Consider the following 22840-nt stretch of genomic DNA (forward strand, 5'->3'; position numbering starts at 1 on the left):
ATCGGGGGAAATGAAAGCTCCCACAACTCAGAACCAGCCCGGCACCGCCATCGCCTTGAAGCTGATGGCGGTGTTTTTATTCATGGTCATGGCGGCCATGATCAAGGTGGCGACCCAAAGCGTGCCCGCGGGTCAGGCTGTATTCTTCCGGTCCTTGTTTGCCATGCCCATCATCGTCGCATGGATCTGGAACACCGGCGAAATGCGCGAGGCTTTGACACCGAAAAACCTGACCGGCCACATCTGGCGCGGATTGTTCGGAACAACAGCCATGGCTCTCACCTTCGGAGGTTTGGCGCTGTTGCCACTGCCCGAGGTCACCGCAATTGGCTATGCCACGCCGATGTTCACGGTTATCCTGGCCGCGATCATGCTGGGCGAAAAGGTGCGCCTATTCCGTATCTCGGCCGTCGCTCTTGGGTTGGTGGGCGTCATGATCGTGATCTGGCCACGCCTGTCGATCGATCCTGGTGCAGCCGGTGCAGCAGGGACCATCGGCGCTCTCATGGTGCTGGGCGCGTCTATCCTGCGCGCGCTGGTGCAAATCCACATCCGCACGTTGGTCAAAACCGAACACACGGCGGCAATCGTCTTCTATTTCTCGCTGACGGCCACAGTTCTGAGCCTGTTCAGCCTGCCTTTTGGCTGGATCATCCCGTCGCGGCTGGACCTGACGCTTTTGATCGGTGCGGGTCTGATTGGGGGCATTGCGCAGATCCTGGTTACATCCAGTTTCCGCTTTGGCGCAGCCTCGATGCTGGCGCCGTTCGACTACGCATCGCTCATATTTGCGGCCCTGATCGGCTACGTCATTTTTTCGGAACTGCCGACTTCGGCGACTGTCATCGGTGCGTCACTCGTGGTGCTTGGCGGTGTGATCATCATCTGGCGCGAACGGCAGCTTGGCGGCGGTCGCAATCGGGCAAGGTCGGTGACGGATCCCAAGGGGTAGCGCGCCGGAGAAACCGGCGCGCCACGCGATCAAAGGCTGATGCCCTTCGGCTCAAGCGTTACGCGATACAATTCGGTGTCAGCGCGATCCATCAGGCGCACTGTCATCTCCTGCGTTGCACCATCGATGTCCACGAGACCAAAGAATTGCAGGCCCGCGCTTGGCGGCAGGTTCACCCCCTGCTCCTCGGTTGGGGCTTTCACGAACTTCACCTCGGGGCCAAAGGTGCCGTCCAGTGCATTCGGGCCAAAGGTGCCTGCATGCAACGGGCCGGACACGAACTCCCAAAACGGCTCAAAATCGCTGAATTGTGCCTTGTTAGGGTCGTAGAAGTGGGCGGCGGTGTAGTGCACATCGGCAGTGAACCACACCGTATCGGACACGTTTGCTGTTTTGATGAAGCGCAGTAGCTCGGCCACCTCCAGCTCACGACCCTTCGGCCCTGCACCGGTGCCATCCGCGATTCCTTCGGACCCGGCCTGTTCGCGGAAGTTGTCCCATACGATCAACCCGATGGGTTGGTCCGAGGCAATGACCTTCCACGTCGCTGTACTGTTCGCCAATTCTCGCTTCAGCCACGCCATCTGCTCGGCCCCGATCACGCGCGTGCTGTCGTCGAGCGTGTCGCCCTGCGGTGCCGCGTTCGGCCCGCGGTAGCTGCGCAGGTCAAGGAAGAACACATCCAGCATCGGACCGTAGTCGATCTTGCGATAGACCCGGTTCGGCTCGGATGGCGTGATCCGCAGCGGTGTCATCTCGTGAAAGGCGCGCGTGGCGCGGGCCTGCAGGACATGCACGGATTTCTCGGTGTACCGGTCATCGCCCATCAGATCCTTGCTGTCCGACCAGTTATTGGTGACCTCGTGATCGTCCCACTGCATGAACGTCGGGACAGAGGCGTTTAGCGCCTGCACATTGGTATCCATCATGTTGTATTTCCATTGGTCGCGGAACTCTTGCAGGGTCTCGGCCACCTTGCGTTTCGCATCAATCAGCGTCGTATTCTGCCAGATCACTGACCCGTCCTTTTCCACCGCATCCTCCATCGGCCCATCGGCATAGACCGTGTCGCCGGAATGGATGAAGAAATCGGGCTCCTGCCGAGCCATGGTGGCGTAAGTCAGCATGCCCTCGTCATCGATCCCCCAGCCCTGACCGGCCGTGTCGCCGGACCAGGCGAAGCGGATGTCGCGGCGCGATGCGGGCGCGGTGCGAAACCATCCAACCAGCGGCTCAGACGTTGCATTGATGTCCGACAAATCCATGGCTGTGAAACGGTAGAAGATGTCCTGATCAGACGGCAGCCCATCCACAAGACGCTTGATCGACAGATCGCTGCCGGGGATCGCATCCATGGGCGCAAGGCGGCGGGCATTGGCAAAGCTTTCGGTCGTCGCCACCTCCATCTCGATCCGGGCGGGGCGATCGGTACGGGTCCAGATCATGCCCGATGTCGCATCGACATCGCCGGATTGCACGCCGTGGGTAAAGACTGGCCGATCAGCAGCGCGACTGATCGCAGGTGCCGCCAGAAACGCGGTTGTGGTCGCTAGAAAGGCGCGACGGGTTGGACGAATGAGTGGCATGATAAGCTCCCTGTTGGTCGAATGCCGCCAGACAACAGGGTTTGGGTGACGTGCGATTGGCGTGCACGCAACAGAACAGGCAAGGTTTTATGACGAGCGGGAATGCGCCGAAGTGCTAGGCCCGCCCCTGTGGTTTGTGACATGCAGATGCCTCAACCACCAAGCCGTCTGGCCCGAATCGCAACGTCTCTGCTGCCAGCACATCACGTTGGTTGCGGTAAGTGATGACCAGCATACCGTGCCCGTGCAACACGTCCACCACCACAAAGGACAGGTCGGATTGGGCTGCCAGCGCGCGGCTCCAATAGTCGCGCAACGCTACCTTGCCTAGCAATTCACCGTACCCGACCAGACGCATCGCCTTGGTCGAACGAAAAATCACATCCTCGCTGTAGTGCGCGAGGATGCGATCAAGGTCGTGGGAGTTCCAGGCGGCCTCCCACTCAATCGCGAAGGCGTCGAAGTCCACGCTATGCGCGCACCATCTTTTCGTAGCTTTCGGAGATCTCGCGCGTGATCGCCCCAACTTCGAAGTTGTAGTCGGCAATCTCGCCCACCGGTGTGACCTCGGCCGCAGTGCCGGTCAGCCAGCACTGTTCGAACCCTTCCAGCTCATCGGGCATGATCACACGTTCATGCACCTTGATCTGGCGATCTTCCAGCATGCCGATAACGGTTTGCCGGGTCAGGCCGTTCAGGAATACGTCCGCCTTGGGTGTATGCACCTCTCCATCCTTGACGAAAAAGATGTTAGCACCTGTGCATTCGGCGACGTAACCACGGTAATCCATGAACAAAGCGTCCGAACATCCCTTGGCCTCTGCCGCGTGCTTGGACGTGGTGCAGATCATGTAGAGACCCGCCGCCTTGGCATGGACGGGGGCCGTCTCGGGCGAAGGCCGCTTCCACTTGGCGATGTCGATCTTGGCGCCCTTGTACTTTGCGTCGCCATAGTAGTTACCCCACTCCCAGGCCGCGATGGCCAGATGAACAGGGTTCTTGGCAGACGCGACACCCATGTCTTCACCCGCTCCGCGCCAGGCAACTGCCCGTACATAAGCGTCAGTCAGGCCGTTTACTGTCAGCACTTGCTGCTTGGCCGCCTCGATCTCATCAACCGTGTAAGGGATCTGGAAATCCAGTTCGCCCGCCGAATAGTGCAAACGCTCCGAATGCTTCCGGCTCAGAAAAATCTTGCCGTCATAGGCGCGCTCACCCTCGAACACGGACGACGCGTAGTGCATGGCATGTGTCAGAATGTGGACGTTCGCCTGCCGCCAATCGACCATTTGGCCGTCCATCCAGATTTTCCCGTCGCGATCATCGTAGCCAGCCATGGCACCCTCCGAATTTGCATATGTTGCGCAAGTAAGACCGATGCGGTCATAAAGTTGCGCAAAACCTGCGATTCGATAGCCCTTCGCCCTTGGAATGTCAACAAGGCTGACTTAAACTGCCACAAAAGACGACCAGAGATGGGGACAGGCATGGCCGATGGACGCGGAACTTCTACTGCGGGTGGAGAAAACCTGCTTTTCCTGACGGATGAACAATTGCGTCAGGGGATTGAGGCGATGTTCTTTGCCTATCGCGGATTTACCGCTGACCCGGATCGCATTCTGGCCGACATGGCCTATGGCCGGGCACATCACCGGGCAATCCACTTCATCAATCGTGCCCCCGGCACAACGGTCAACAACCTGCTCAACATCCTTGGCGTGACAAAGCAGTCCCTGAACCGCGTGTTGCGCACGCTGATAGAAGACGGGCTGGTCGAAAGCCGGGTGGGCAAGACTGACAAACGAGAACGGCATCTGTACCTGACCGAGGATGGCCGCGGGCTTGAGGGCCGGCTTTCGGATGCGCAACGCGCACGGATGCGGGCCGCTTTCCGCGATGCGGGACCCGAAGCCGTGGCAGGCTTCCGCACCGTGCTCGAGGCAATGATGGACACTGAAATGCATCGAACCTATCAAAGACTGAAGGAGAGCGGTGCATGACTGAATTCGACACTCACCTGCTGATCGTCGATGACGACGAACGCATCCGTAGCCTGCTGCAGAAGTTTCTGGTGCGGAACGGATTCCTGGTAACAGCGGCACGTGACGCCGCCCACGCACGCCGGGTGCTGTCGGGGCTCGATTTCGACATGATCGTGCTGGATGTGATGATGCCGGGCGAGGATGGGTTAAGCCTGTGCCGCAGCCTACGCGAAACCCACGCCACACCCATCCTGTTGCTGACGGCCAAGGGCGAAACCGAAAACCGGATCGAAGGGTTGGAGGCCGGAGCCGACGACTACCTGCCCAAACCGTTCGAGCCAAAGGAACTGCTGCTGCGCATCAACGCCATCCTGCGCCGTGTGCCCGATGTCGCTCCGGAAGAGGCGGCTCCGAAAATCCTGACCCTCGGTCCCATCCGCTACGACATGGAGCGGGGCGAGATGTGGCAGGGCGAAGACCTCGTGCGGCTGACTGCCACCGAAATGCAGTTGATGAAAATCTTTTCCGCCAAACCCGGCGAGGCCATCAGCCGCGCCAAGCTGGTCGAAGACCTGGGCCGCGACCGTGGTCAGGCACAGGAACGCGCCGTGGACGTGCAGATCACACGACTGCGGCGCAAGATCGAAAGCAACCCGAAACAGCCCCGCTACCTGCAAACCGTGCGCGGCGCAGGCTATATGCTCGCACCGGATTGACCGTAAGGCGGATTTAAATCCGCCTTACTCAACAGCCCAACAGGACGCACCCCAATGGCAACAGCCCTCCTGACACATGCGGACGGCCTTTTGCACGTCACACCCCCCGGGATGCCCGAGCAAGTGGCGCGTCTCGACTATATCCAGAGGGCTCTCGCCGAGCTCGACCTGATCCGCGTTGATCCACCACTAGCCGATGACGCCTCCATCGCGCTGTGTCATCCACAGGACTATATTGACTTCGTACGCGCCAAGGTGCCAGTTGAAGGCTTTGCTGGTCTCGACCGGGAAACCGACGCCGAAACCTTCCTTTCGGCCACGTCCCACAATGCGGTCTGGCGCGCGGCAGGCGGCGCGGTCAAAGCCGTCGACATGGTGCTGGACGAGGAAGTTACCAACGCCTTCGTCGCGATGCGCCCGCCCGGACACCATGCGGAACAGTCTCTACCCATGGGGTTTTGCATCTTCGGTAATATCGCCATTGCGGCCAAACACGCGCTTGAAGTGCATGGGCTTGAACGGGTCGCCGTGGTTGATTTCGACGTCCACCACGGCAACGGCACGCAAGCACTGTTGCAAGACGATCCCCGCGCGCTGGTCATCACCTCGCAACAAATGCCGCTCTGGCCAGGCACCGGTCACGCCTCGGATCGCGGGCCACACGGCACCGTCCTGAACATCCCGCTTGCTCCGCATACCGATGGCAACCACGCCATCGCGGAATACGAACGCCAAGTGATCCCAGCCCTCATCAAACACCAGCCCGAACTCATCCTGATCTCTGCCGGGTTCGACGCGCATCAGGACGACCCGCTCGCGCAACTCAACTGGACCGCGGATACGTACACCCGCCTTACCGACATGCTCACAAAAACTGCACGAGACCTGTGCAAGGGCCGGGTGGTGTCCGTTCTGGAAGGCGGTTATGATCTGGACGCGCTGGCCGCATGTGCCCGCGCCCACGTGCAATCGCTGATGAAGGCCTCCACATGACTGACCGCCCCGTAGACGAGATGAGCTTCGAAGAAGCGATGGCCGAACTGGAACAGGTCCTGGGCCAGCTAGAGCGGGGCGATGTGGCGCTCGACGATTCGATCAAGCTCTATGAACGCGGCGCGGCGCTGAAAGCGCGCTGCGAGAAAAAGCTGAAAGAGGCCGAGGAAAAGGTCGCTGCCATCACACTAGATGGCGATGGCAACCCAACGGGGCTGAAACCGGTCGAAGGCCTCTAATCCATGTTCCGCCAACGGCTGACCGAGGCAGCGGCTGCCATTCAGGCGCAGTTTGATGCCGTGCTGGGCACACTTGACACGATCCCCGTGGTGCATGCCATGGCCCACGCCACCAATGGCGGCAAACGGCTGCGCGGGTTCATGGTGCTGGAAAGCGCACGGCTGCACGAAATAGACCCTAACAAGGCGATTTGGCCCGCAACGAGTATCGAAGCGCTACACGCCTATTCCCTCGTGCATGACGACCTGCCCTGCATGGATGACGACGATCTGCGCCGGGGCGAGCCGACCGTGCACATCAAATGGGACGACGCGACTGCCGTTCTGGCCGGTGACGCGCTGCAAACACTGGCGTTCGAACTGGCAACACACAACGAGGTCGGCCCCGGTGACGTCCGCGCCGATCTTGCGCAGTCGCTTGCCATAGCGTCGGGCGCCCAAGGTATGGTGCTGGGCCAAGCCCTAGACATAGCAGCCGAAACCGCCAAGACCCCCTTGACGCTGGACGAAATCACCGCCCTGCAACGCGGCAAGACAGGCGCCCTGATCGAATGGTCCGCCACCGCAGGCGCACGCATGGCACAGGCGGACCTCAAGCCACTGCAAACCTATGCCCGTGCCCTCGGCCTCGCCTTCCAGATCGCGGACGATGTACTGGATGTGACGAGCGACGCCGCCACCATGGGCAAGGCGACCGGCAAGGACGCGGATGCAGGCAAGGCCACTTTTGTGTCCCTGCTGGGGCTAGACGAGGCGAAACGCCGCGCTGACCAACTCGTGACCGAAGCCTGCGATGCCTTACATGTATACCAAGCGGACGCTGACGTGTTGCGGGACGCCGCCCGCTTCGTCGTGACCCGCAACAGCTAGAGACAGACAGATGTCAGACCAGCCAAACACCCCGCTTCTCGACACCGTTCAACGGCCCGCTGACCTCAAACGGTTCTCGGATGCGCAACTGCGACAAGTGGCGGACGAGTTGCGGGCAGAAACGGTATCTGCGGTGTCTGTAACCGGCGGGCACCTTGGCGCAGGTCTTGGCGTTGTGGAACTGACCGTCGCTCTGCATGCCGTGTTCAACACGCCACGAGACAAGCTGGTGTGGGATGTCGGCCACCAATGCTACCCCCACAAAATCCTGACTGAACGCCGCGACCGCATCCGCACACTGCGGATGAAGGACGGCCTCAGCGGCTTCACCAAACGCAGCGAGTCTCCCTATGACCCGTTTGGAGCCGCTCATTCCTCGACCTCGATCAGCGCAGCGCTCGGCTTTGCCGTCGCACGTGATCTGGGCGGTCAGCCGCCCGAAGGGTCTGGCGACGCCATCGCCGTCATCGGCGACGGATCCATGAGTGCCGGCATGGCCTATGAGGCCATGAACAACGCGGGCCATCTTGGCAAACGCCTGTTCGTGATCCTGAACGACAACGAGATGTCCATCGCACCACCCGTGGGCGCGATGTCGTCCTACCTCTCCCGCCTCTACGCACAAAACCCGTTCCAGGACCTGAAAGCCGCCGCCAAGGGCGCGGTCAGCCTGCTGCCCGAACCATTCCGCGAAGGGGCCAAACGGGCCAAGGACATCCTCAAGGGTATGGCCGTCGGCGGCACACTCTTTGAAGAGCTCGGGTTCAGCTATGTCGGCCCCATCGACGGGCACGACATGGACCAGCTTTTACCTGTCCTGCGCACGGTCAAGGAACGCGCCACCGGCCCTATTCTGATCCACGTCCTGACGAAAAAGGGCAAAGGATATGGCCCGGCGGAAACCGCCCGCGACAAGGGGCATGCGACAGCCAAGTTCGACGTGATCACCGGCGAACAGAAAAAGGCGCCCAGCAACGCGCCCAGCTATACCAAGGTGTTTGCCGAACACTTGATCAAGCAGGCCGAAGCAGACGACAAGATTTGCGCCGTCACCGCCGCGATGCCGGACGGCACCGGCCTAAACCTCTTTGCCGAACGCTATCCCAGCCGCTGCTTTGACGTAGGGATTGCAGAACAACACGGCGTGACCTTCTCAGCCGCACTTGCCGCTGGGGGGATGAAACCCTTCTGTGCGATCTATTCGACCTTTCTGCAACGGGGCTACGACCAAGTCGTGCACGACGTGGCGATCCAGCGCCTGCCTGTCCGTTTCGCCATCGACCGCGCCGGGCTTGTGGGGGCCGACGGTGCCACGCACGCGGGTGCCTTCGACGTCGCCTACCTATCCAACCTGCCCGGCTTCACCGTCATGGCCGCTGCGGACGAAGCGGAACTGGCCCACATGGTCGCCACGGCAGCCGCCCATAATGACGGCCCCATCGCCTTCCGTTTCCCGCGCGGCGAAGGCACAGGCGTCGACATGCCCGAACGCGGGGAACCGCTGGAAATCGGCAAGGGCCGCATGATCCAAGAGGGCAAGGGCGTCGCCCTCCTGTCATTCGGCACCCGACTGGAAGAAGTGCAAAAGGCGGCGGAAAACCTTGCCGCCAAAGGTATCAACCCCACTATCGCCGATGCCCGCTTTGCTAAGCCGCTTGACCGCGACCTGATCCTGCAAATGGCTGCTGACCACGATGCGCTTATCACCATCGAGGAGGGCGCAGTGGGCGGCTTCGGCAGCCACGTCGCCCAACTTCTGGCCGAGGAAGGCGCGTTCGACTCCGGCCTCAAATACCGGTCCATGTTTCTGCCCGACATCTTCATCGACCAGTCAAGCCCGGCAGATATGTACGCGGTCGCCGGCATGAACGCCGAACAGATCGAGGCAAAGGTGCTGAACGTACTTGGCGTAACGTCAATTGGCGAAGCACGCGCCTGAGGCTTGCGCGAAACGACGGGCTTCGGCCAAGCTGCGGATCACCAAACATGTAGGTGACACATGAATATCCACAGCCACCCCGTGATGCTCTATCGCTGGGTCGTCTTTCTTCTGGCGGCGGGCTACTGCCTGCACCAGCTGATCCTTGGATCGTGGGGCGGCGCGGGCGGGCCCTTCCGTTACCTGACCATCTGGGCGCTGTTTCTGTCCTTCTATGCCGCCAGCCGGATGCTGGCGCTCAGCGAACACCGGATCACCCGCAAGCACGAGGTGACAGCGATGTGCGCTGCCGTCCTGAACGTCATGGTCGTGTTCCTCTACTGGCGTCTCTTTTTCACAGATCCAGCACTTGTGAATAATGGCGGGCCAATCATCTGGTGGTTAGAGTACTACCTGCACGCTCTGGGACCAGCGCTCCAAATCATCGACGCCCTCTTCATTGGCACCGTATTCCGCAGGGTCTGGCGGGCAGCACTGCCACTGGTGATCATCATCGGGACCTATGTCGCGTGGGCGGAACTCTTTGTGCAACGGTTCAACGACCGACCATCCGGTACGGTCACCAGCGGCCTGCCCTACCCCTTCCTCAACTCGATGGAATGGGCCGACCGCGTGACATTCTATAGCGTGAACGCAGCGACGGCACTGGGCCTGCTGGTCGTCTTCGGTGTTGTCGGCGCTGTGCTCTATCGGGTCCGCCGCCCTCAGGCCGCCGCCTGAGCCAGCCACACCACGGCAAGCACCTGGGCCGCCACGGCGATGTGCCCAGCCAGCACATACATCCCGTCATGTGTCAGCAGGCCAAACGCCATCAAGGCCAAGGCACCCGCGCCAAAGGACGTGACAAAGGGAAAGAACTCAAGGAATGGCCACTGCAACAGCATGGCCATGCATAAAATCAGTGTGACAAGGCGCAGCGGATGGCGCGTGAGGATGCGCAAACGCGGATACGAATGCCGATCGATCCAGGCCGCAGGGCGGCGCAGCCATCCGGTTGCCACATGCAACCTCTCGGCCCGCACGCGTCGGTTCCGCAGAAACGGGGGCAGCCAAAGCTGTTTGCGCCCAACGGCCGCCTGCAAAATCAGAGTCAACAGAACCAGCGACGACAAGGTCGGCATGCCCGGAATACCGGACAGCGGCGACACCAACAGGATCGACACAACCAGAACGATGGGCATGATCGACCGCTCGCCAATCTCGTCCAGAATGTCCTGAACCGACACGACCTCACCCGCGCCAGCCTCGTCGACCGCATCCAGAAGATGCGTCAGGGTGCGGGGATCATCCCCCGTCATTCCGATTGCTTCAGCAAGGCAGTCAGACCAATCTTGTAAGTCGGATACAGCAGTTCTACACCCAGCTCATCCTTGATGCGATCATTCCGCACCCGCTTGCTTTCAGCATAAAAACTGCGGGCCATCGGCGTCATCTCGGCAGTTTCAAAGTCTTCGGCTGGCGGGGTCGGCAGACCCAACAACTGCGCCGCATATTCAATCACATCCTGCGGCGGCGCCGGGTCATCGTCACAGACGTTGTAAGCCGTGCACGGCGCAGGCTGCGCAATCGAGGCTGCCACGATCTGGGCAATATCCTCCACATGAGTGCGTGAAAACACCTGGTTCGGCTTGATGATCCGCCGCGCCGTGCCCGCCCGCACCTTGGCAAAGGGACCACGCCCGGGGCCATAAATGCCCGCCAGCCGAAAGATGTGCAGCGGCAGTCCCGGTATTGCCTGCCACGCCGCCTCGGCCTCCTTGCGCCACTGCCCGCGACGGGTGGAGGGGGCCAGCGGTGTCTCTTCATCCACCCAGTCCCCGGCATGATCGCCATAAACCCCCGTGGTTGACAAATAGCCGACCCATTCAAACCGATCCGCACGGGCACGTATCTGATCCCCAACCGCACGCAACACCGGATCACCCTCCGCATCCGGCCCCGCCGAAATCAGCACATGCGTGACCGAGTTGATAGCCTCACTCACATCATCACCAGGAAAGATCAGCGGCTCTACCCCCGTCTCAGCCAGCACCGCAGCCTTGTCCGCGCTGCGGGTGGTTCCGATCACCCGCCAGCCCTGCGGGATCAGCAGTTCGGTCAGTGCCTTAGCCGAATAGCCATGGCCAAAGGAAAGCAAAGTCTTGGTCATGCCCCATAGGTGGCGCGCACGCGGCCCGCACACAAGCCCCTTGCCAAGCATGTCGCAGCGCCGCCTAATCAGCGGATGGCAGATGATCCATCTCTCGACAGCGCCTACGCCCTCGAAACGCCCGAGGACTCGGTCCAGCTTTATTCCGCTTGGGCAGACACCTATGATAGCGATTTTGCCCGCGTTAGTGACTATATACTGCACGAACAGGTGGCCCGCCACTTCGTGAATATCGGTGGCTTTGGCCCGATTCTGGACGTGGGCGCGGGTACCGGCCTGTGCGGCGCGGCATTGGGCGCACGCGGGGTCGAGCCGATAGACGGCACCGACATCTCGGCCGAAATGCTGAAAGTTGCCGCAGCCAAGGACATCTACCGCACCACGCGGGTCGAAAACATCTTTGATGGGCTCGCCACACCTGAAGGGCAGTACCAAGGCGCCGTCAGTTCCGGCACATTCACCAACGGGCATGTCGGACCGGACGGGATTGACGCGGTGATCGCAGCAATACGTCCACGTGGTTGGATCGTGCTGTCTGTGAACGCACAGCACTTCGTCGCGTCCGGTTTTGATGCAAAACTTGCCGCGTTAGAGACTGATATCGAAGACCTCAGCCTGACCGAGGTTGCAATCTATGGCCCCAGCGCAACCGGCGACCATGCAATGGACAAAGCGCTGCTGGTCGGGTTCCGCCGGGCCTAGTCTTTGTCGAAAAAGGGCGTGACCTGCGCGACAATGACGGCATTCTCATCCAAAGCACGCTGCATCAGCGCTCGCTCTTCGCCCTCAATCTCATGCCCTTCGGCCAACCGCTCATCCAGCGTGCCATAGCCGGTCACATCCAGCGGCGCGGTGTCCGCCTGCTTGAGCAGGGCAACGGTCTCGCGCACCGCCTCCGCCTCGTCCACGCCCGACGCAAAGCACATCAGCGCCGCACCTGTCGCCCCGTCCGGCAGGCCATCCCCATCCTTGCGCCCGATCTGCACCAACAGGGTATAGACCTGCTGCGGTTTCTTTGGCTTGGCGGTTTTTGGTTTGGACTGCGCCATGATGTTCCCCTGCTCAGACCGCAATGACCTACACCGGACAGTTGCAAAACAGAAGCAACAAGAAACTGCAAATTGGCCGTGCATGTTTCGCGACTTGGCGCAGCCACGCGTCTGGCCTAAGCCATGGAGCCAGAGTTCAAAAGACGGCGGATGGATATGCGCACGCTTCATCTTTGGATCTTGATGACCCTGTGCTTGGCCTTGCCGGGACTGGCACAGGACAGAACATTGGTCTTTGCAACTGTCGAACGGCCCCCTTTTACGTTCCAGAATGAAGGTCAGGTCGACGGGTTTAGTGCTGATTTGATCCGGGCCATCGGGCGCGAGATTGGCGCCGATATCTCATTCGAGATCAAACCAAGCTTCCCAGAAATGCTGAGAGAGGTGGAAAACGGCGCCGTGGACGGCGCAATCGCCAACATCTCGATCACCGGCGCACGGGAAGCGGTGATGGACTTTACCCTACCGATCTTCCGTAGCGGGCTGCAAATCATGGTGCCTACCGAAGACAACGCACCCAGCCTGTGGTCCGCCATACTGAACAGGGATCTGGGCATTGCCATCATTGGAGCGTTAGGTGTGATGTTTGTCTTGGGCATGCTCTTGTGGGCCTTCGAACGCGGGCGACAGCCGTATTTCGACCACAGACCCGGACAGGCCGTCTTCCCCGCCTTCTGGTACGCGCTGAACCTGGTCACCAAGGGCGGATCGGAACAGAATGCGCCGAAATCGGCACCCGGTCGGCTTTTTGCCGTGATCCTGGTGGTGTCTGGATTGTTCATCGTATCGTTCTTCGTGGCCAACATCACAACCGTGATGACGATCCGAGCGCTGGGTGAACGGATCGACAGTATCAGCGATCTGGAAGGGCGCGAGGTCGCAACAACCAGCGGCTCGACCTCTAGCGAGTTCCTGGTTCAACGTGAAATTTCGCACAACACCTTCGTCGACTTCAACGCCTTGCTGTGGGCGTTCGAGGACGGAGAGTTGGACGCCGTCCTCTTCGACAGCCCGGTTCTGGCTTACTACGTCAAATCCGAGGGGCGCGGCAAAGCGCGCCTGGTCGACCGTGTGTTTCGTCCCGAAGACTACGGTATCGCCCTGCCCCAAGGCAGTGACCTGCGCGAACGCATCAACGTGGCGCTTCTGAACCTGCAGGAGTCGGGTGAATACGACACCCTTTACCTGCAGTGGTTCGACCGGGGCAGTTAGTCGCGCAACAACTCGTTGATCGACGTCTTGGACCGGGTTTTTTCATCCACGCGCTTCACGATGACAGCGCAATACAGGTTCACACCGTTCTTCGACGGCATCGACCCTGCAACGACCACGGACCCTGCAGGCACCTCGCCATACATGACCTCGCCGGTCTCGCGGTCCACGATCTTGGTCGACTGGCCGATAAACACGCCCATGCCCAGAACCGAACCCTCGCGCACGATGCAGCCCTCAACCACCTCGGACCGTGCGCCGATAAAGCAGTTGTCTTCGATGATGGTTGGCCCGGCCTGCATTGGTTCCAACACGCCGCCGATACCTACACCGCCCGACAGGTGCACATTCTTGCCAATCTGCGCGCAGGAGCCGACAGTGGCCCACGTATCAACCATAGTGCCCTCGTCCACGTAAGCGCCGAGATTCACAAAGGACGGCATCAATACCACGCCCGGCGCTATGAAGGCGGACTTGCGCACGACACAGTTCGGCACGGCACGGAAACCAGCGGCTTGCCACTGATTGTCGCCCCAGCCCTTGAACTTGCTATCGACCTTGTCCCACCAGCCGCCGCCTTGGGGACCCCCATCCTGCTGTTCCATGTCCTTGATGCGGAAGCCCAGCAGCACAGCCTTCTTCGCCCACTGGTTCACATGCCAGTCGCCGCTGTCCTGCCGCTCGGCCACACGCAGGGTGCCGCTGTCCAGCGCGTTCAGAGTATCCTCGATTGCCTCGCGCGTCTCGCCCGTGGTGGCGGGCGTGATGGTGTCGCGGGCTTCCCACGCGGCTTCGATGGCAGTTTCAAGCTGAGCGTTGGACATCGGAATCTCCCCTGATTGATCGCGGCGCTTAGACAACAAACCGGGAGGCCTTGCAATCATATCTGGGCAATGCCCCTATGGCACGCTACGCCTAGTCGAAGCCTGACAGGAGCAGACAGAATGAAAGACGACCACCGCAGCCCGTTCCGTGACGCCTATACCGACCGCAAGGCGGCCGAAGGTGTGCCAGACACGCCACAGACCCGGTCGCCTGCGTATCCTCTGGCCTTCGCGGACCCGGAGTTCCTGTGCCGGGACGAACTCCGACCGGTCCGACTGCAGCTTGAATTGCTCAAGCCCGAGATGATGATGAACGAACAGGGGATCGAGTCGACCATCGTCCTGTTCGGCGGCGCACGCATCCCCGACCCGGTGAACAAGGACAGCGCACGCACCCAGACGCTGGCGGATCTATCGTCTTTCTATGAAGAGGCGCGCGCATTCTCCAAGTTGATGACCGAGAAGTCGATCGAAAGCGGCGGTCGTGAAAACGTCATCGTCACCGGCGGCGGCCCCGGGGTGATGGAGGCAGGAAACCGCGGCGCAGTCGACGCAGGCGGGCACTCCATCGGGCTGAACATCGTTCTGCCCTTCGAACAGGCGCCCAACCACTACGTGACACCCGACCTCAGCTTCAACTTCCACTACTTCGCCATCCGCAAGATGCACTTCCTGATGCGCGCACGCGCGATCTGCGTCTTCCCCGGCGGCTTCGGCACGCTAGACGAACTCTTTGAATCCCTTACCCTGATCCAGACGGGCCGCATGGAGCGCGTGCCCTTCCTGCTGTTCGGCAAGGCGTTCTGGGAGAAAATCATCAACTGGGACGCGCTGTCAGACGCTGGCACGATCTCGGCCGACGATCTGGACCTGTTCCGCTTCGTGGACAGCGCGCAGGAAGCGATGGACGTGATCGACAATTGGGGGCCAACAACCAAGCGCGGCGAAGTCCCCGGTCGGTAACAATGGCCCAGCTCTGGCCGCGCGACACGCGGCCAACATCAAGATATCTGGGCGATCAGGCGGCCAGTTCTGCAGGCAGTTTGCAGACAGCCACACGATGCGGCAGCGTTTCCACGACGTCGCCCGCCTCGGTTTCGCGAATGCAATAACCATACCCGGCCAAGCGGTGCATCCACTCACGACGCGACAGCGCCTGGCTGCGTTCACGGCTCACAAGGTCCAAAACCTGCGCTTCTTGAAAGCGATCTTGTGCAAAAATCATCGACATAACAGTCACTCCAATTCCTTTTCCCTGAGCCTGTTATGCAAACGCACCATGGCGGCATCAGTGCACAATCGGGAAAAGATTGTGACCATTTCGCGAACAGTTACACGCATGCGTTGTTGGGAACGCCATATTTTGCTGCCGCTCAGCCGTTCAATACGCGGCGATATACGCCATTTTGGAAACAACGACGATGTCGTCACCCATCAGGGTCGATACAACAGGAATCGCACGGGCGCAGATGCAATTCAAAATCCAGCCCCCGCACTCGGCCAAGGGCCGCGTCAGCCAGTCAGCCCGGCCTCAGCCGCAATTTCTTTCCGGCTTTTGCGCGCACGTTCGGTTGCGGACTTCAATTGGCCGCAGGCCGCCAGAATGTCCTCGCCGCGTGGCGTGCGGATCGGGCTGGCATAGCCGGCCTGATAGATGATGTTGGCAAAGGCACGAATGCGGTTGTTCGACGACCGTTTGTAAGGTGCGCCGGGCCATTCATTGAACGGGATCAGGTTCACCTTGGCGGGAATGCCTTCCAACAGCTTCACCAACCGATGCGCATCTTCGTCTGTATCGTTCACACCATCCAGCATGACGTATTCAAAGGTGATCCGTTCCGAATTGCGACCCCGCGGATAGGCCTTGAGGGCCTCCAGCAGCGCTTCGATGTTCCAGCGCTTGTTGATCGGAACCAGCTTGTTGCGAACCTCGTCCGTGGTGGCGTGGAAGGACACCGCAAGCTGACAGCCAATCTCGTTCGCCGTGCGCTCAATCTCCGGCACGACGCCCGACGTGCTCAACGTGATCCGACGACGGGACAGCTGGATGCCCTCCTCGTCCATGCAGATCTTCATCGCGTCACGGACGTTCTCAAAGTTATAAAGCGGCTCGCCCATGCCCATCAGCACGATGTTCGACAGTAGGCGCGTTTCATCCTTGGGCGCACCGGGCACCGGCCACTCGTCCAAATCATCCCGCGCCATCATCACCTGCCCGACAATCTCTGCCGCTGTCAGGTTGCGCACCAGCTTTTGCGTACCGGTGTGGCAGAACGAACAAGTCAACGTGCATCCTACCTGAGATGAAACGCACAAAGTCCCACGATCTTCCTCGGGGATATAGACAACCTCAACCTCGTGCCCGCCCGCGATGCGGACCAACCACTTGCGGGTACCATCGACACTCACCTGCTTCGACACAACCTCGGGGATTTCGATGACGAACTTCTCGGCCAACTCGGCACGATACACCTTGGACAGGTTTGTCATCGCATCAAAGTCACGCACACCCCACTGATAAATCCACTGCCAGATCTGGCCGACACGCATCTTGGCCTGCTTTTCGGGCGTGCCATGGGCAATCAACATCTCACGCAACTGCGGGCGGGTCAGACCCACAAGGTTCACGGGCCCCTCCGGCAGTTTCCGGGGAATCGTCAATACATCCTGCGTGATTGGCGCGTCAGCCATGGCTCAGTCCATCGTTGGGGTGATGCGCCCCTATATAGGAAAAGCCGAGGCAATCAAAAGGATTCGGCCCAAATGAAAAAGAGCAGCGGCCAGAACCACTGCTCTTTCTTTTGGCTTGAAATACCTCAGGGGTCTGGGGGGTTGGCCCCAAGTCCAACATTTCACTCCGCGGCGACTGACGTCTTAGGTTCCCAAGCAAACGGGGCAAAGGCCGCATCGGTGGGCGTTTCAAACAAGGCGTTGGTAAAGTTGGACATCACCTTCTGCGCATAGATCAGAACGGTGTCCAAGATGGCACGTTCGCCATACCCGGCAGCTTCAAATGCTGCGATGGCATCCGCACCGGGCCGACCATGGGTGTCACGGATAGCCAGTGTAAAGGTGCGCAACGCCTCCAGCTTGGCAGGCAGCGGCGTCTCGTCCCGCAACGCGTTCACGATGTCTTCGTCGATCTTTTCCATCTTTGCGATGCCGGTATGTGCAGGCACACAATAGTGGCAGGCATTGGCAACGTTGACCGTCATCCAAACCACTGTCCGCTCTTCGGGTGTAAAGGCCGTACCGTTGATCGCAAGGCGATGTAGGTGCTGGTAACCTTCCAGCAAGCCGGGGCTTTCCGCCATAACGCCATGCAGGCTGGGCAGGCGGCCAAAGGCCTTGATCGAGTTTTCCAGCAAAGGCTTCGAAGCGTCTGGGGCAGTATCAAGTGTGTGGACCGTTGTGGTGACCATCGTGATCTCCTTTTCGCGTTGGAACGTCTCAGGAGATAGTAAGGTACCGTGCAGTTCCAAACTGCGGGGATAGCCAAAGGGGCCGTGCATCACTGCACAGCCCCTCGCGGTCTTGTGAATTGCAATCTCGCGGGAAATCAGCCGCCGCAGCGCGCCTCGGCATCTTCAACTGCTGCGGTGAAACCAAGCAGGGAAAACGTGTCCTTGGTTGTTGTGCCCCGGCTCGAAATACCGGTGACAACGGCCTCGGCGCCGCGCTTCATCGCTGTCACGATCTTGGCATCATCCGCGGTCGTTGCAGGCCATGCCCACTCGCCTTCGGTGAACAGTTCGAACTCGTTGCCACTGATGTTCACATTCACGGTCGATCCGGACCGGAACGGATACCCGCCGGTAAAGGCAACCTGGCCCTTGGCCTCAGCACTGGGGCGATAGAATACCATGAGCAAAATTTGCCCGCGCGTGGCCGCCACAACGCGGCCTTCACGGGTGTTGATCACTTCTTTGGGGGTAGCGACGCCCCAACATTCTGTCGGGTTGTCCTCGACAAACACGCTCCAATCGGTTTTCGCCGCAACGCGGTTCGTGCTTTGATCCTGCGCAACGGCCATTCCCGCCATAAGCGAGAGTGCGCCGACAAAACCGATCACTGTCTTCCTAAATGCCATAACCACAGCCTCCAAGCTGTCCGAAACCTCAATACCTGCACCGTCCCCCGGCGCGCCGTTTTCAGCGCATTCTCTTGCAAGGGCGGCGTTTCTTCTCGACAAGTGGCACATTAGCGCGAAACGCGCGACGCAGGAAAGATTAATTGGCATGAAATCGCCAAGAAGTGAGGGAAAAGATGACACATCCTGCCCACGGGGCGGTCACACTGGCCGAAATCTGGCGGGGACCCTTCCTCGAAAGCGCGCATCAGGGCCACGCGGTCGTCTGTGACGACAGCGGCCAGATCGTCGAGGCATGGGGTGTGCCGGAAACCGTCGTGCTGCCCCGCTCGTCCGCCAAGATGATCCAGGCACTGCCCCTTCTGGAAAGCGGCGCGGCCGCGGCCCACAACTTGACACCCGAACATCTGGCCCTTGCCTGTGCCTCACATCAGGGTGCCCCGGTACACACGGAAATGGTTGGTGCGTGGCTGTCCGCCATCGGGTGTGCGGATGACGATTTCAAATGCGGCCCACAGGAGTCCCGCGATGTGGCAGAGCGCAACGCCATGATCCGGGCAGGCGAAACACCCTGCCGCATCCACAACAACTGCTCTGGCAAACACACGGGCTTCCTCACGCTCGCCAAACACCTCGGTGCAAACCTCGACTATGTCGACCCGGACCATCCGGTGCAGAAGGCGTGCCTTGAAGCGTTCGAACGGCTCGCGATGGAAACCTCGCCCGGCTTCGGCATCGACGGCTGCTCGGCCCCCAACTACGCCTGCACCCTACACGGAATGGCCCGCGCGATGGCCCACTTTGCCGCCGCCCCGTCAGACAGCCCACAAGCGCATCTGCGACACGCCATGGGCACGCACCCTGACCTTGTGGCAGGCGAAGGGCGCGCCTGCACACGGCTCATGCGCGCGATGGACGGCAAGGTCGCGATCAAGACAGGGGCCGAAGGCTTCTTTGTCGCCATCCTGCCGGAGCAGAAAATGGGTGTCGCGCTCAAGATCGCAGATGGGGCTACCCGCGCCGCCGAATGCGCCATCGCGCAAATCCTCGTCCGGCTTGGTGCGCTTGATCCGAACCACCCCGAGGCATTGGCCTACACCAGCGCACCCATACGCAATTGGGACGGCTTGGAAACCGGCCACATGCGCGCTGCACCCGTCTTGCTATAGGGCGGACGACACGTCCGCCTTACAGTTACCTTTGCGTCGCTCAGGCGGAGGACACCTCCGCCTTACATCTCGACAATCGGCGCCACTTCAACCGATCCGGTGCCGTCAGCAACCATCGGGCAGCCTTTGGCCAGCTCACAGGCGGCCTCGGGCGTGTCCGCCCGCACGATGGTGTAACCGGAAATCGGATTGGCCCCGCCATCGCCAGCCACGCCACCAGCTGTCACAGTCATTGACTGGCCCACCGGGTTACCACCGTTCACCACGGCCGCGCCCATGTCCTCGAACCACTTCCCCCAGGCCGCCATGGCCTTCTCACCCTCTTCCTGGGTCTCGGGGATCGTCCCTCCATGATAGGCAAAAATGAAATCCGGCATCTCCGGTCCCTCCCTGTTGGCTGAACCCAGACTACCACGATTCGGCTGTCCGGCTTCTTCTGACCCAAAACACCACGAGGTGAGGCCGCAAAGCCGAGCGGCAGAGCCGCCTTAGGCGCTCACAAATTCGGACCGCGCATGTCCCTGAAGGTACAACAGTGCTGTCAGATCGCCGAAATTCACCCGCACGTCGCACTGTGCCGCGACAGCAGGCTTTGCATGCAAGGCCACGCCCAGACCCGCACGCCCCAGCATCTTGAGGTCGTTGGCCCCATCACCCACGGCAAGCACATCCGCCTCCGCAATGCCCAAACGCGCAGTGATCTCTTCCAGCGCATCCACCTTGGCCTGCTGCCCCAGGATCGGCACGCCAACCTCACCCATCAGCACACCATCGTTCGCCAACAGCGTATTGGCCCGGTTTTCATCAAAGCCCAGCTTGCCCGCCACGGCAGACGTAAAGGCGGTAAATCCACCCGAAACCAACGCGGCATAGGCCCCGTTGGCCTTCATCGTCGCCAGCAGCACAGGACCACCGGGCATCAACGTGATGCGTTCCTTCAGCACTTGCCCAATGACGGCCTCGGGCAAATCCTTGAGCAACCCCACCCGTTCGCGGATCGCCTCCTCGAAATCCAACTCACCGTTCATGGCGCGGGCCGTGATGTCTTTCACCCGATCCCCAACGCCCGCCATATCGGCCAGCTCGTCAATGCACTCCTGCTGGATCATGGTGCTGTCCATATCGGCCAGCAGCATCTTTTTGCGACGACCCTCTATTGGCAGGATTACCAGATCGACACCCAGCTTCTGCACATCCGCCCAGACATCCCACCGGTTGTTTGGGATGGATGGCAGTGAAAAGGCTGCCGCCTCGTCCACTGCCAGCCACTGCACGTCGCCACCGCCCCACGCATTGCGCAGATTGTCGATCAAGGCCGGCTCCAGCGACGGGTTGGCGGGATCCGTTAACAAGGTGCAAACAAACATGAGGGTCCGTTTCCGATACGCGACGCAGATGTCGCAAATAAATGTTCAAGCGGCGCTATAGCCCCGCATTCCCGGTTGCACCACCCCGCTTGCACCCGTAAATGCGGCGGTGGGACACCCTTCCCCAACGAAGGGCGCATATCTGTAAGGATAACATCAGATGGCTACTACTGCTCCGGTCACGCGGCCGGCGAATCCGCGTTTTTCGTCTGGCCCCTGTGTCAAACCCCCCACCCATACGCTCGCTGCACTTGCCGATGCGCCCCTTGGCCGCTCCCACCGCGCTGCCGAAGGCAAATCCAAGCTCAAGCAAGCCATTGAAGAGACGCGCGAGATTCTCGGCGTCCCCGCCGACTACAAGATCGGGATCGTGCCCGCCTCCGACACCGGCGCCTACGAGATGGCGATGTGGTCGCTTCTGGGCGAACGCCACGCCGAAATGGTCGCGTGGGAAAGTTTCGGCGCAGGCTGGGTCACGGACGTGGCCAAGCAGCTGAAAATCGAACACACCGTCCACACGGCGTACTACGGTCAGATCGTGGACATGGCCGCCCTGAACTACGAGCACGATGTCTGCTTCACCTGGAACGGCACAACCTCCGGTGTGCGCATGGCAAGTGGCGATGCAATCCCGGCGGACCGCGCCGGCCTGACCCTCTGCGACGCAACCTCCGCCGCCTTCGCGATGGACCTGCCCTGGGACAAGCTCGATGTGACCACGTTCAGCTGGCAAAAGGTGCTGGGCGGCGAAGCAGCCCACGGCATGCTGATCCTCAGCCCACGCTCGGTGGCACGGCTGGAAAGCTACACACCGCCCTGGCCGCTGCCCAAAATCTTCCGCCTGACCAAAGGCGGCAAACTGATCGACGGCATCTTCGAAGGGGCGACAATCAACACCCCCTCCATGCTCGCGGTCGAGGATTACTTGTTCTCGCTTGCATGGGCGCGCGAAGTGGGCGGACTCAAAGGCTTGATCGCCCGCGCCGAGGCCAACGCGCAAGCGGTGTTCAACTTCTGCGACCAGCACGACTGGATCGACAACCTCGCTGTTGACCCGGCCACCCGATCCACCACCTCGGTCTGCCTCAAGTTCACCGACGACCGGATCACGGACGGCGCGGCGTTCGCCAAGGCCATCGCCAAACGGCTCGCGGATGAAAACGTGGCCCTCGACATCGGCGCCTACCGCGACGCCCCTCCGGGCCTGCGCATCTGGTGCGGTGGTACGGTGGAAACCAGAGATATCGAAGCGATGCTGCCATGGTTGGCCCATGCATTCGAAGCTGAAATCAACGCTTGATGTAAGGCGGAGGTGACCTCCGCCTTTTCCTTCCCAAAAATCGTAAGGCGGACGTTTCGTCCGCCACCCCGACATCCCAAAGGACCAACCACATGGGCCCCAAAGTACTCATCTCCGACAAGCTGTCTGACGCCGCCGTCCAGATCTTCCGCGACCGCGGGATCGAGGTCGATTTCGAACCCGATCTCGGCAAAGACAAGGACAAGCTGGCCGAAGTCATCGGCCAATATGACGGCCTCGCCATCCGCTCCGCGACCAAGGTGACGCCAACGATCCTGAAGAACGCCACCAACCTCAAGGTCATTGGGCGCGCAGGCATCGGCACCGACAATATCGACAAGGACGCGGCCAGCAAAAAGGGCGTGATCGTCATGAACACGCCCTTCGGCAACATGATCACGAC

26 protein-coding genes and 1 pseudogene are annotated in these 22840 nt (G+C 60.7%); 14 read left to right on the plus strand and 13 right to left on the minus strand.

Features of this window, described 5'->3' with window-relative positions:
- The first annotated feature begins 10 nt into the window (after positions 1–10).
- Positions 11–952 (plus strand): DMT family transporter, encoded by a 942-nt coding sequence (locus AC6RA8_RS13115; protein WP_500353214.1) that lies wholly within the window; start codon positions 11–13, stop codon positions 950–952.
- 29 nt (positions 953–981) lie between these two features.
- Here the strand turns inward: AC6RA8_RS13115 and AC6RA8_RS13120 are convergent, their stop codons facing one another.
- The 3 genes from AC6RA8_RS13120 to AC6RA8_RS13130 all read right to left on the minus strand — a co-directional run bounded on the left by AC6RA8_RS13120 (position 982) and on the right by AC6RA8_RS13130 (position 3875).
- On the minus strand, positions 982–2538 hold the full coding sequence (locus tag AC6RA8_RS13120; RefSeq protein ID WP_500353191.1) for an alkaline phosphatase D family protein: 1557 nt from the start codon (positions 2536–2538) through the stop codon (positions 982–984).
- 115 nt (positions 2539–2653) lie between these two features.
- Positions 2654–3007: a nuclear transport factor 2 family protein gene (locus tag AC6RA8_RS13125; RefSeq protein WP_500353192.1), complete on the minus strand. Its 354-nt coding sequence runs from the start codon at positions 3005–3007 to the stop codon at positions 2654–2656.
- A gap of 1 nt (position 3008) precedes the next feature.
- Entirely contained in the window at positions 3009–3875 is an 867-nt protein-coding gene (locus AC6RA8_RS13130) for a branched-chain amino acid aminotransferase (protein ID WP_500353193.1), read from the minus strand.
- 150 nt (positions 3876–4025) lie between these two features.
- Between AC6RA8_RS13130 and AC6RA8_RS13135 the strand changes: the two genes are divergently transcribed.
- Genes AC6RA8_RS13135 through AC6RA8_RS13165 form a run of 7 tightly spaced genes read left to right on the plus strand, consistent with a single transcriptional unit; the run spans position 4026 to position 9997 of the window.
- On the plus strand, positions 4026–4538 hold the full coding sequence (locus AC6RA8_RS13135) for a MarR family winged helix-turn-helix transcriptional regulator (protein WP_500353194.1): 513 nt from the start codon (positions 4026–4028) through the stop codon (positions 4536–4538).
- Complete coding sequence (locus AC6RA8_RS13140) at positions 4535–5236, plus strand: response regulator (RefSeq protein WP_189367145.1); 702 nt, start codon at positions 4535–4537, stop codon at positions 5234–5236. The genes AC6RA8_RS13135 and AC6RA8_RS13140 overlap by 4 nt, the downstream gene beginning before the upstream one ends.
- A gap of 54 nt (positions 5237–5290) precedes the next feature.
- Positions 5291–6229 carry a histone deacetylase family protein gene (locus AC6RA8_RS13145; RefSeq protein WP_500353195.1) on the plus strand — a complete coding sequence of 313 codons (939 nt, stop codon included), beginning with the start codon at positions 5291–5293 and terminating at the stop codon, positions 6227–6229.
- Positions 6226–6468 (plus strand): exodeoxyribonuclease VII small subunit, encoded by a 243-nt coding sequence (locus AC6RA8_RS13150; protein ID WP_500353196.1) that lies wholly within the window; start codon positions 6226–6228, stop codon positions 6466–6468. The genes AC6RA8_RS13145 and AC6RA8_RS13150 overlap by 4 nt, the downstream gene beginning before the upstream one ends.
- A 3-nt stretch (positions 6469–6471) precedes the next feature.
- Positions 6472–7338, plus strand: coding sequence for a polyprenyl synthetase family protein (locus tag AC6RA8_RS13155; RefSeq protein ID WP_500353197.1), 867 nt, complete (start codon positions 6472–6474; stop codon positions 7336–7338).
- A 10-nt stretch (positions 7339–7348) separates the two neighbouring features.
- A complete protein-coding gene (gene dxs / locus AC6RA8_RS13160) occupies positions 7349–9277 on the plus strand; it encodes a 1-deoxy-D-xylulose-5-phosphate synthase (protein ID WP_500353198.1) in 1929 nt (642 codons plus the stop codon).
- Positions 9278–9337: 60 nt separating this feature from the next.
- On the plus strand, positions 9338–9997 hold the full coding sequence (locus tag AC6RA8_RS13165) for an androgen-induced gene 1 family protein (RefSeq protein ID WP_500353199.1): 660 nt from the start codon (positions 9338–9340) through the stop codon (positions 9995–9997).
- Here AC6RA8_RS13165 and AC6RA8_RS13170 read toward each other — a convergent pair.
- Both AC6RA8_RS13170 and AC6RA8_RS13175 read right to left on the minus strand, forming a co-directional pair.
- Positions 9982–10575 carry an exopolysaccharide biosynthesis protein gene (locus AC6RA8_RS13170; RefSeq protein ID WP_500353200.1) on the minus strand — a complete coding sequence of 198 codons (594 nt, stop codon included), beginning with the start codon at positions 10573–10575 and terminating at the stop codon, positions 9982–9984. The genes AC6RA8_RS13165 and AC6RA8_RS13170 overlap by 16 nt on opposite strands.
- Positions 10572–11426, minus strand: coding sequence for an SDR family oxidoreductase (locus AC6RA8_RS13175; RefSeq protein WP_500353201.1), 855 nt, complete (start codon positions 11424–11426; stop codon positions 10572–10574). The genes AC6RA8_RS13170 and AC6RA8_RS13175 overlap by 4 nt, the downstream gene beginning before the upstream one ends.
- A gap of 75 nt (positions 11427–11501) precedes the next feature.
- Between AC6RA8_RS13175 and AC6RA8_RS13180 the strand changes: the two genes are divergently transcribed.
- Positions 11502–12128 (plus strand): class I SAM-dependent DNA methyltransferase, encoded by a 627-nt coding sequence (locus tag AC6RA8_RS13180; protein WP_500353202.1) that lies wholly within the window; start codon positions 11502–11504, stop codon positions 12126–12128.
- Here the strand turns inward: AC6RA8_RS13180 and AC6RA8_RS13185 are convergent.
- Entirely contained in the window at positions 12125–12475 is a 351-nt protein-coding gene (locus AC6RA8_RS13185; RefSeq protein WP_500353203.1) for a DUF8846 family protein, read from the minus strand. The two genes, AC6RA8_RS13180 and AC6RA8_RS13185, sit on opposite strands and share 4 nt — an antisense overlap.
- A 156-nt stretch (positions 12476–12631) precedes the next feature.
- On the opposite strand from AC6RA8_RS13185, the gene AC6RA8_RS13190 reads away from it, so the two are divergent.
- Complete coding sequence (locus tag AC6RA8_RS13190; RefSeq protein WP_500353204.1) at positions 12632–13687, plus strand: transporter substrate-binding domain-containing protein; 1056 nt, start codon at positions 12632–12634, stop codon at positions 13685–13687.
- Here the strand turns inward: AC6RA8_RS13190 and dapD are convergent.
- Positions 13684–14511 carry a 2,3,4,5-tetrahydropyridine-2,6-dicarboxylate N-succinyltransferase gene (gene dapD / locus AC6RA8_RS13195; protein ID WP_500353205.1) on the minus strand — a complete coding sequence of 276 codons (828 nt, stop codon included), beginning with the start codon at positions 14509–14511 and terminating at the stop codon, positions 13684–13686. The genes AC6RA8_RS13190 and dapD overlap by 4 nt on opposite strands.
- A 120-nt stretch (positions 14512–14631) precedes the next feature.
- Here dapD and AC6RA8_RS13200 point away from each other — a divergent pair, with 120 nt between their 5' ends.
- Positions 14632–15474 carry an LOG family protein gene (locus tag AC6RA8_RS13200; protein ID WP_500353206.1) on the plus strand — a complete coding sequence of 281 codons (843 nt, stop codon included), beginning with the start codon at positions 14632–14634 and terminating at the stop codon, positions 15472–15474.
- Positions 15475–15529: 55 nt separating this feature from the next.
- Here the strand turns inward: AC6RA8_RS13200 and AC6RA8_RS13205 are convergent, their stop codons facing one another.
- The 4 genes from AC6RA8_RS13205 to AC6RA8_RS13220 form a co-directional block, all read right to left on the minus strand.
- Positions 15530–15742 carry a hypothetical protein gene (locus AC6RA8_RS13205; protein WP_500353207.1) on the minus strand — a complete coding sequence of 71 codons (213 nt, stop codon included), beginning with the start codon at positions 15740–15742 and terminating at the stop codon, positions 15530–15532.
- A gap of 281 nt (positions 15743–16023) precedes the next feature.
- Positions 16024–17202 (minus strand): dual-specificity RNA methyltransferase RlmN, encoded by a 1179-nt coding sequence (rlmN, locus tag AC6RA8_RS13210; RefSeq protein ID WP_500353208.1) that lies wholly within the window; start codon positions 17200–17202, stop codon positions 16024–16026.
- 161 nt (positions 17203–17363) lie between these two features.
- Positions 17364–17933 carry a carboxymuconolactone decarboxylase family protein gene (locus AC6RA8_RS13215; protein WP_500353215.1) on the minus strand — a complete coding sequence of 190 codons (570 nt, stop codon included), beginning with the start codon at positions 17931–17933 and terminating at the stop codon, positions 17364–17366.
- A gap of 137 nt (positions 17934–18070) precedes the next feature.
- Entirely contained in the window at positions 18071–18601 is a 531-nt protein-coding gene (locus AC6RA8_RS13220) for an invasion associated locus B family protein (RefSeq protein ID WP_500353209.1), read from the minus strand.
- A gap of 176 nt (positions 18602–18777) precedes the next feature.
- Between AC6RA8_RS13220 and AC6RA8_RS13225 the strand changes: the two genes are divergently transcribed.
- On the plus strand, positions 18778–19770 hold the full coding sequence (locus AC6RA8_RS13225; RefSeq protein WP_500353210.1) for an asparaginase: 993 nt from the start codon (positions 18778–18780) through the stop codon (positions 19768–19770).
- A gap of 62 nt (positions 19771–19832) precedes the next feature.
- Here the strand turns inward: AC6RA8_RS13225 and AC6RA8_RS13230 are convergent, their stop codons facing one another.
- Together AC6RA8_RS13230 and serB are read right to left on the minus strand one after the other, a co-directional pair.
- A complete protein-coding gene (locus tag AC6RA8_RS13230; protein WP_500353211.1) occupies positions 19833–20147 on the minus strand; it encodes a YciI family protein in 315 nt (104 codons plus the stop codon).
- A 111-nt stretch (positions 20148–20258) separates the two neighbouring features.
- Positions 20259–21137: a phosphoserine phosphatase SerB gene (gene serB / locus AC6RA8_RS13235; RefSeq protein ID WP_500353212.1), complete on the minus strand. Its 879-nt coding sequence runs from the start codon at positions 21135–21137 to the stop codon at positions 20259–20261.
- Between the two features lie 160 nt (positions 21138–21297).
- Between serB and AC6RA8_RS13240 the strand changes: the two genes are divergently transcribed.
- Both AC6RA8_RS13240 and AC6RA8_RS13245 read left to right on the plus strand, forming a co-directional pair.
- Positions 21298–22437, plus strand: a complete 1140-nt coding sequence (locus tag AC6RA8_RS13240; RefSeq protein WP_500353213.1) for a phosphoserine transaminase — start codon at positions 21298–21300, stop codon at positions 22435–22437.
- 92 nt (positions 22438–22529) lie between these two features.
- Positions 22530–22840 (plus strand): annotated as a pseudogene (locus AC6RA8_RS13245) (phosphoglycerate dehydrogenase); the annotation flags it as partial.

The organism is Tateyamaria sp. (genome assembly GCF_059783535.1).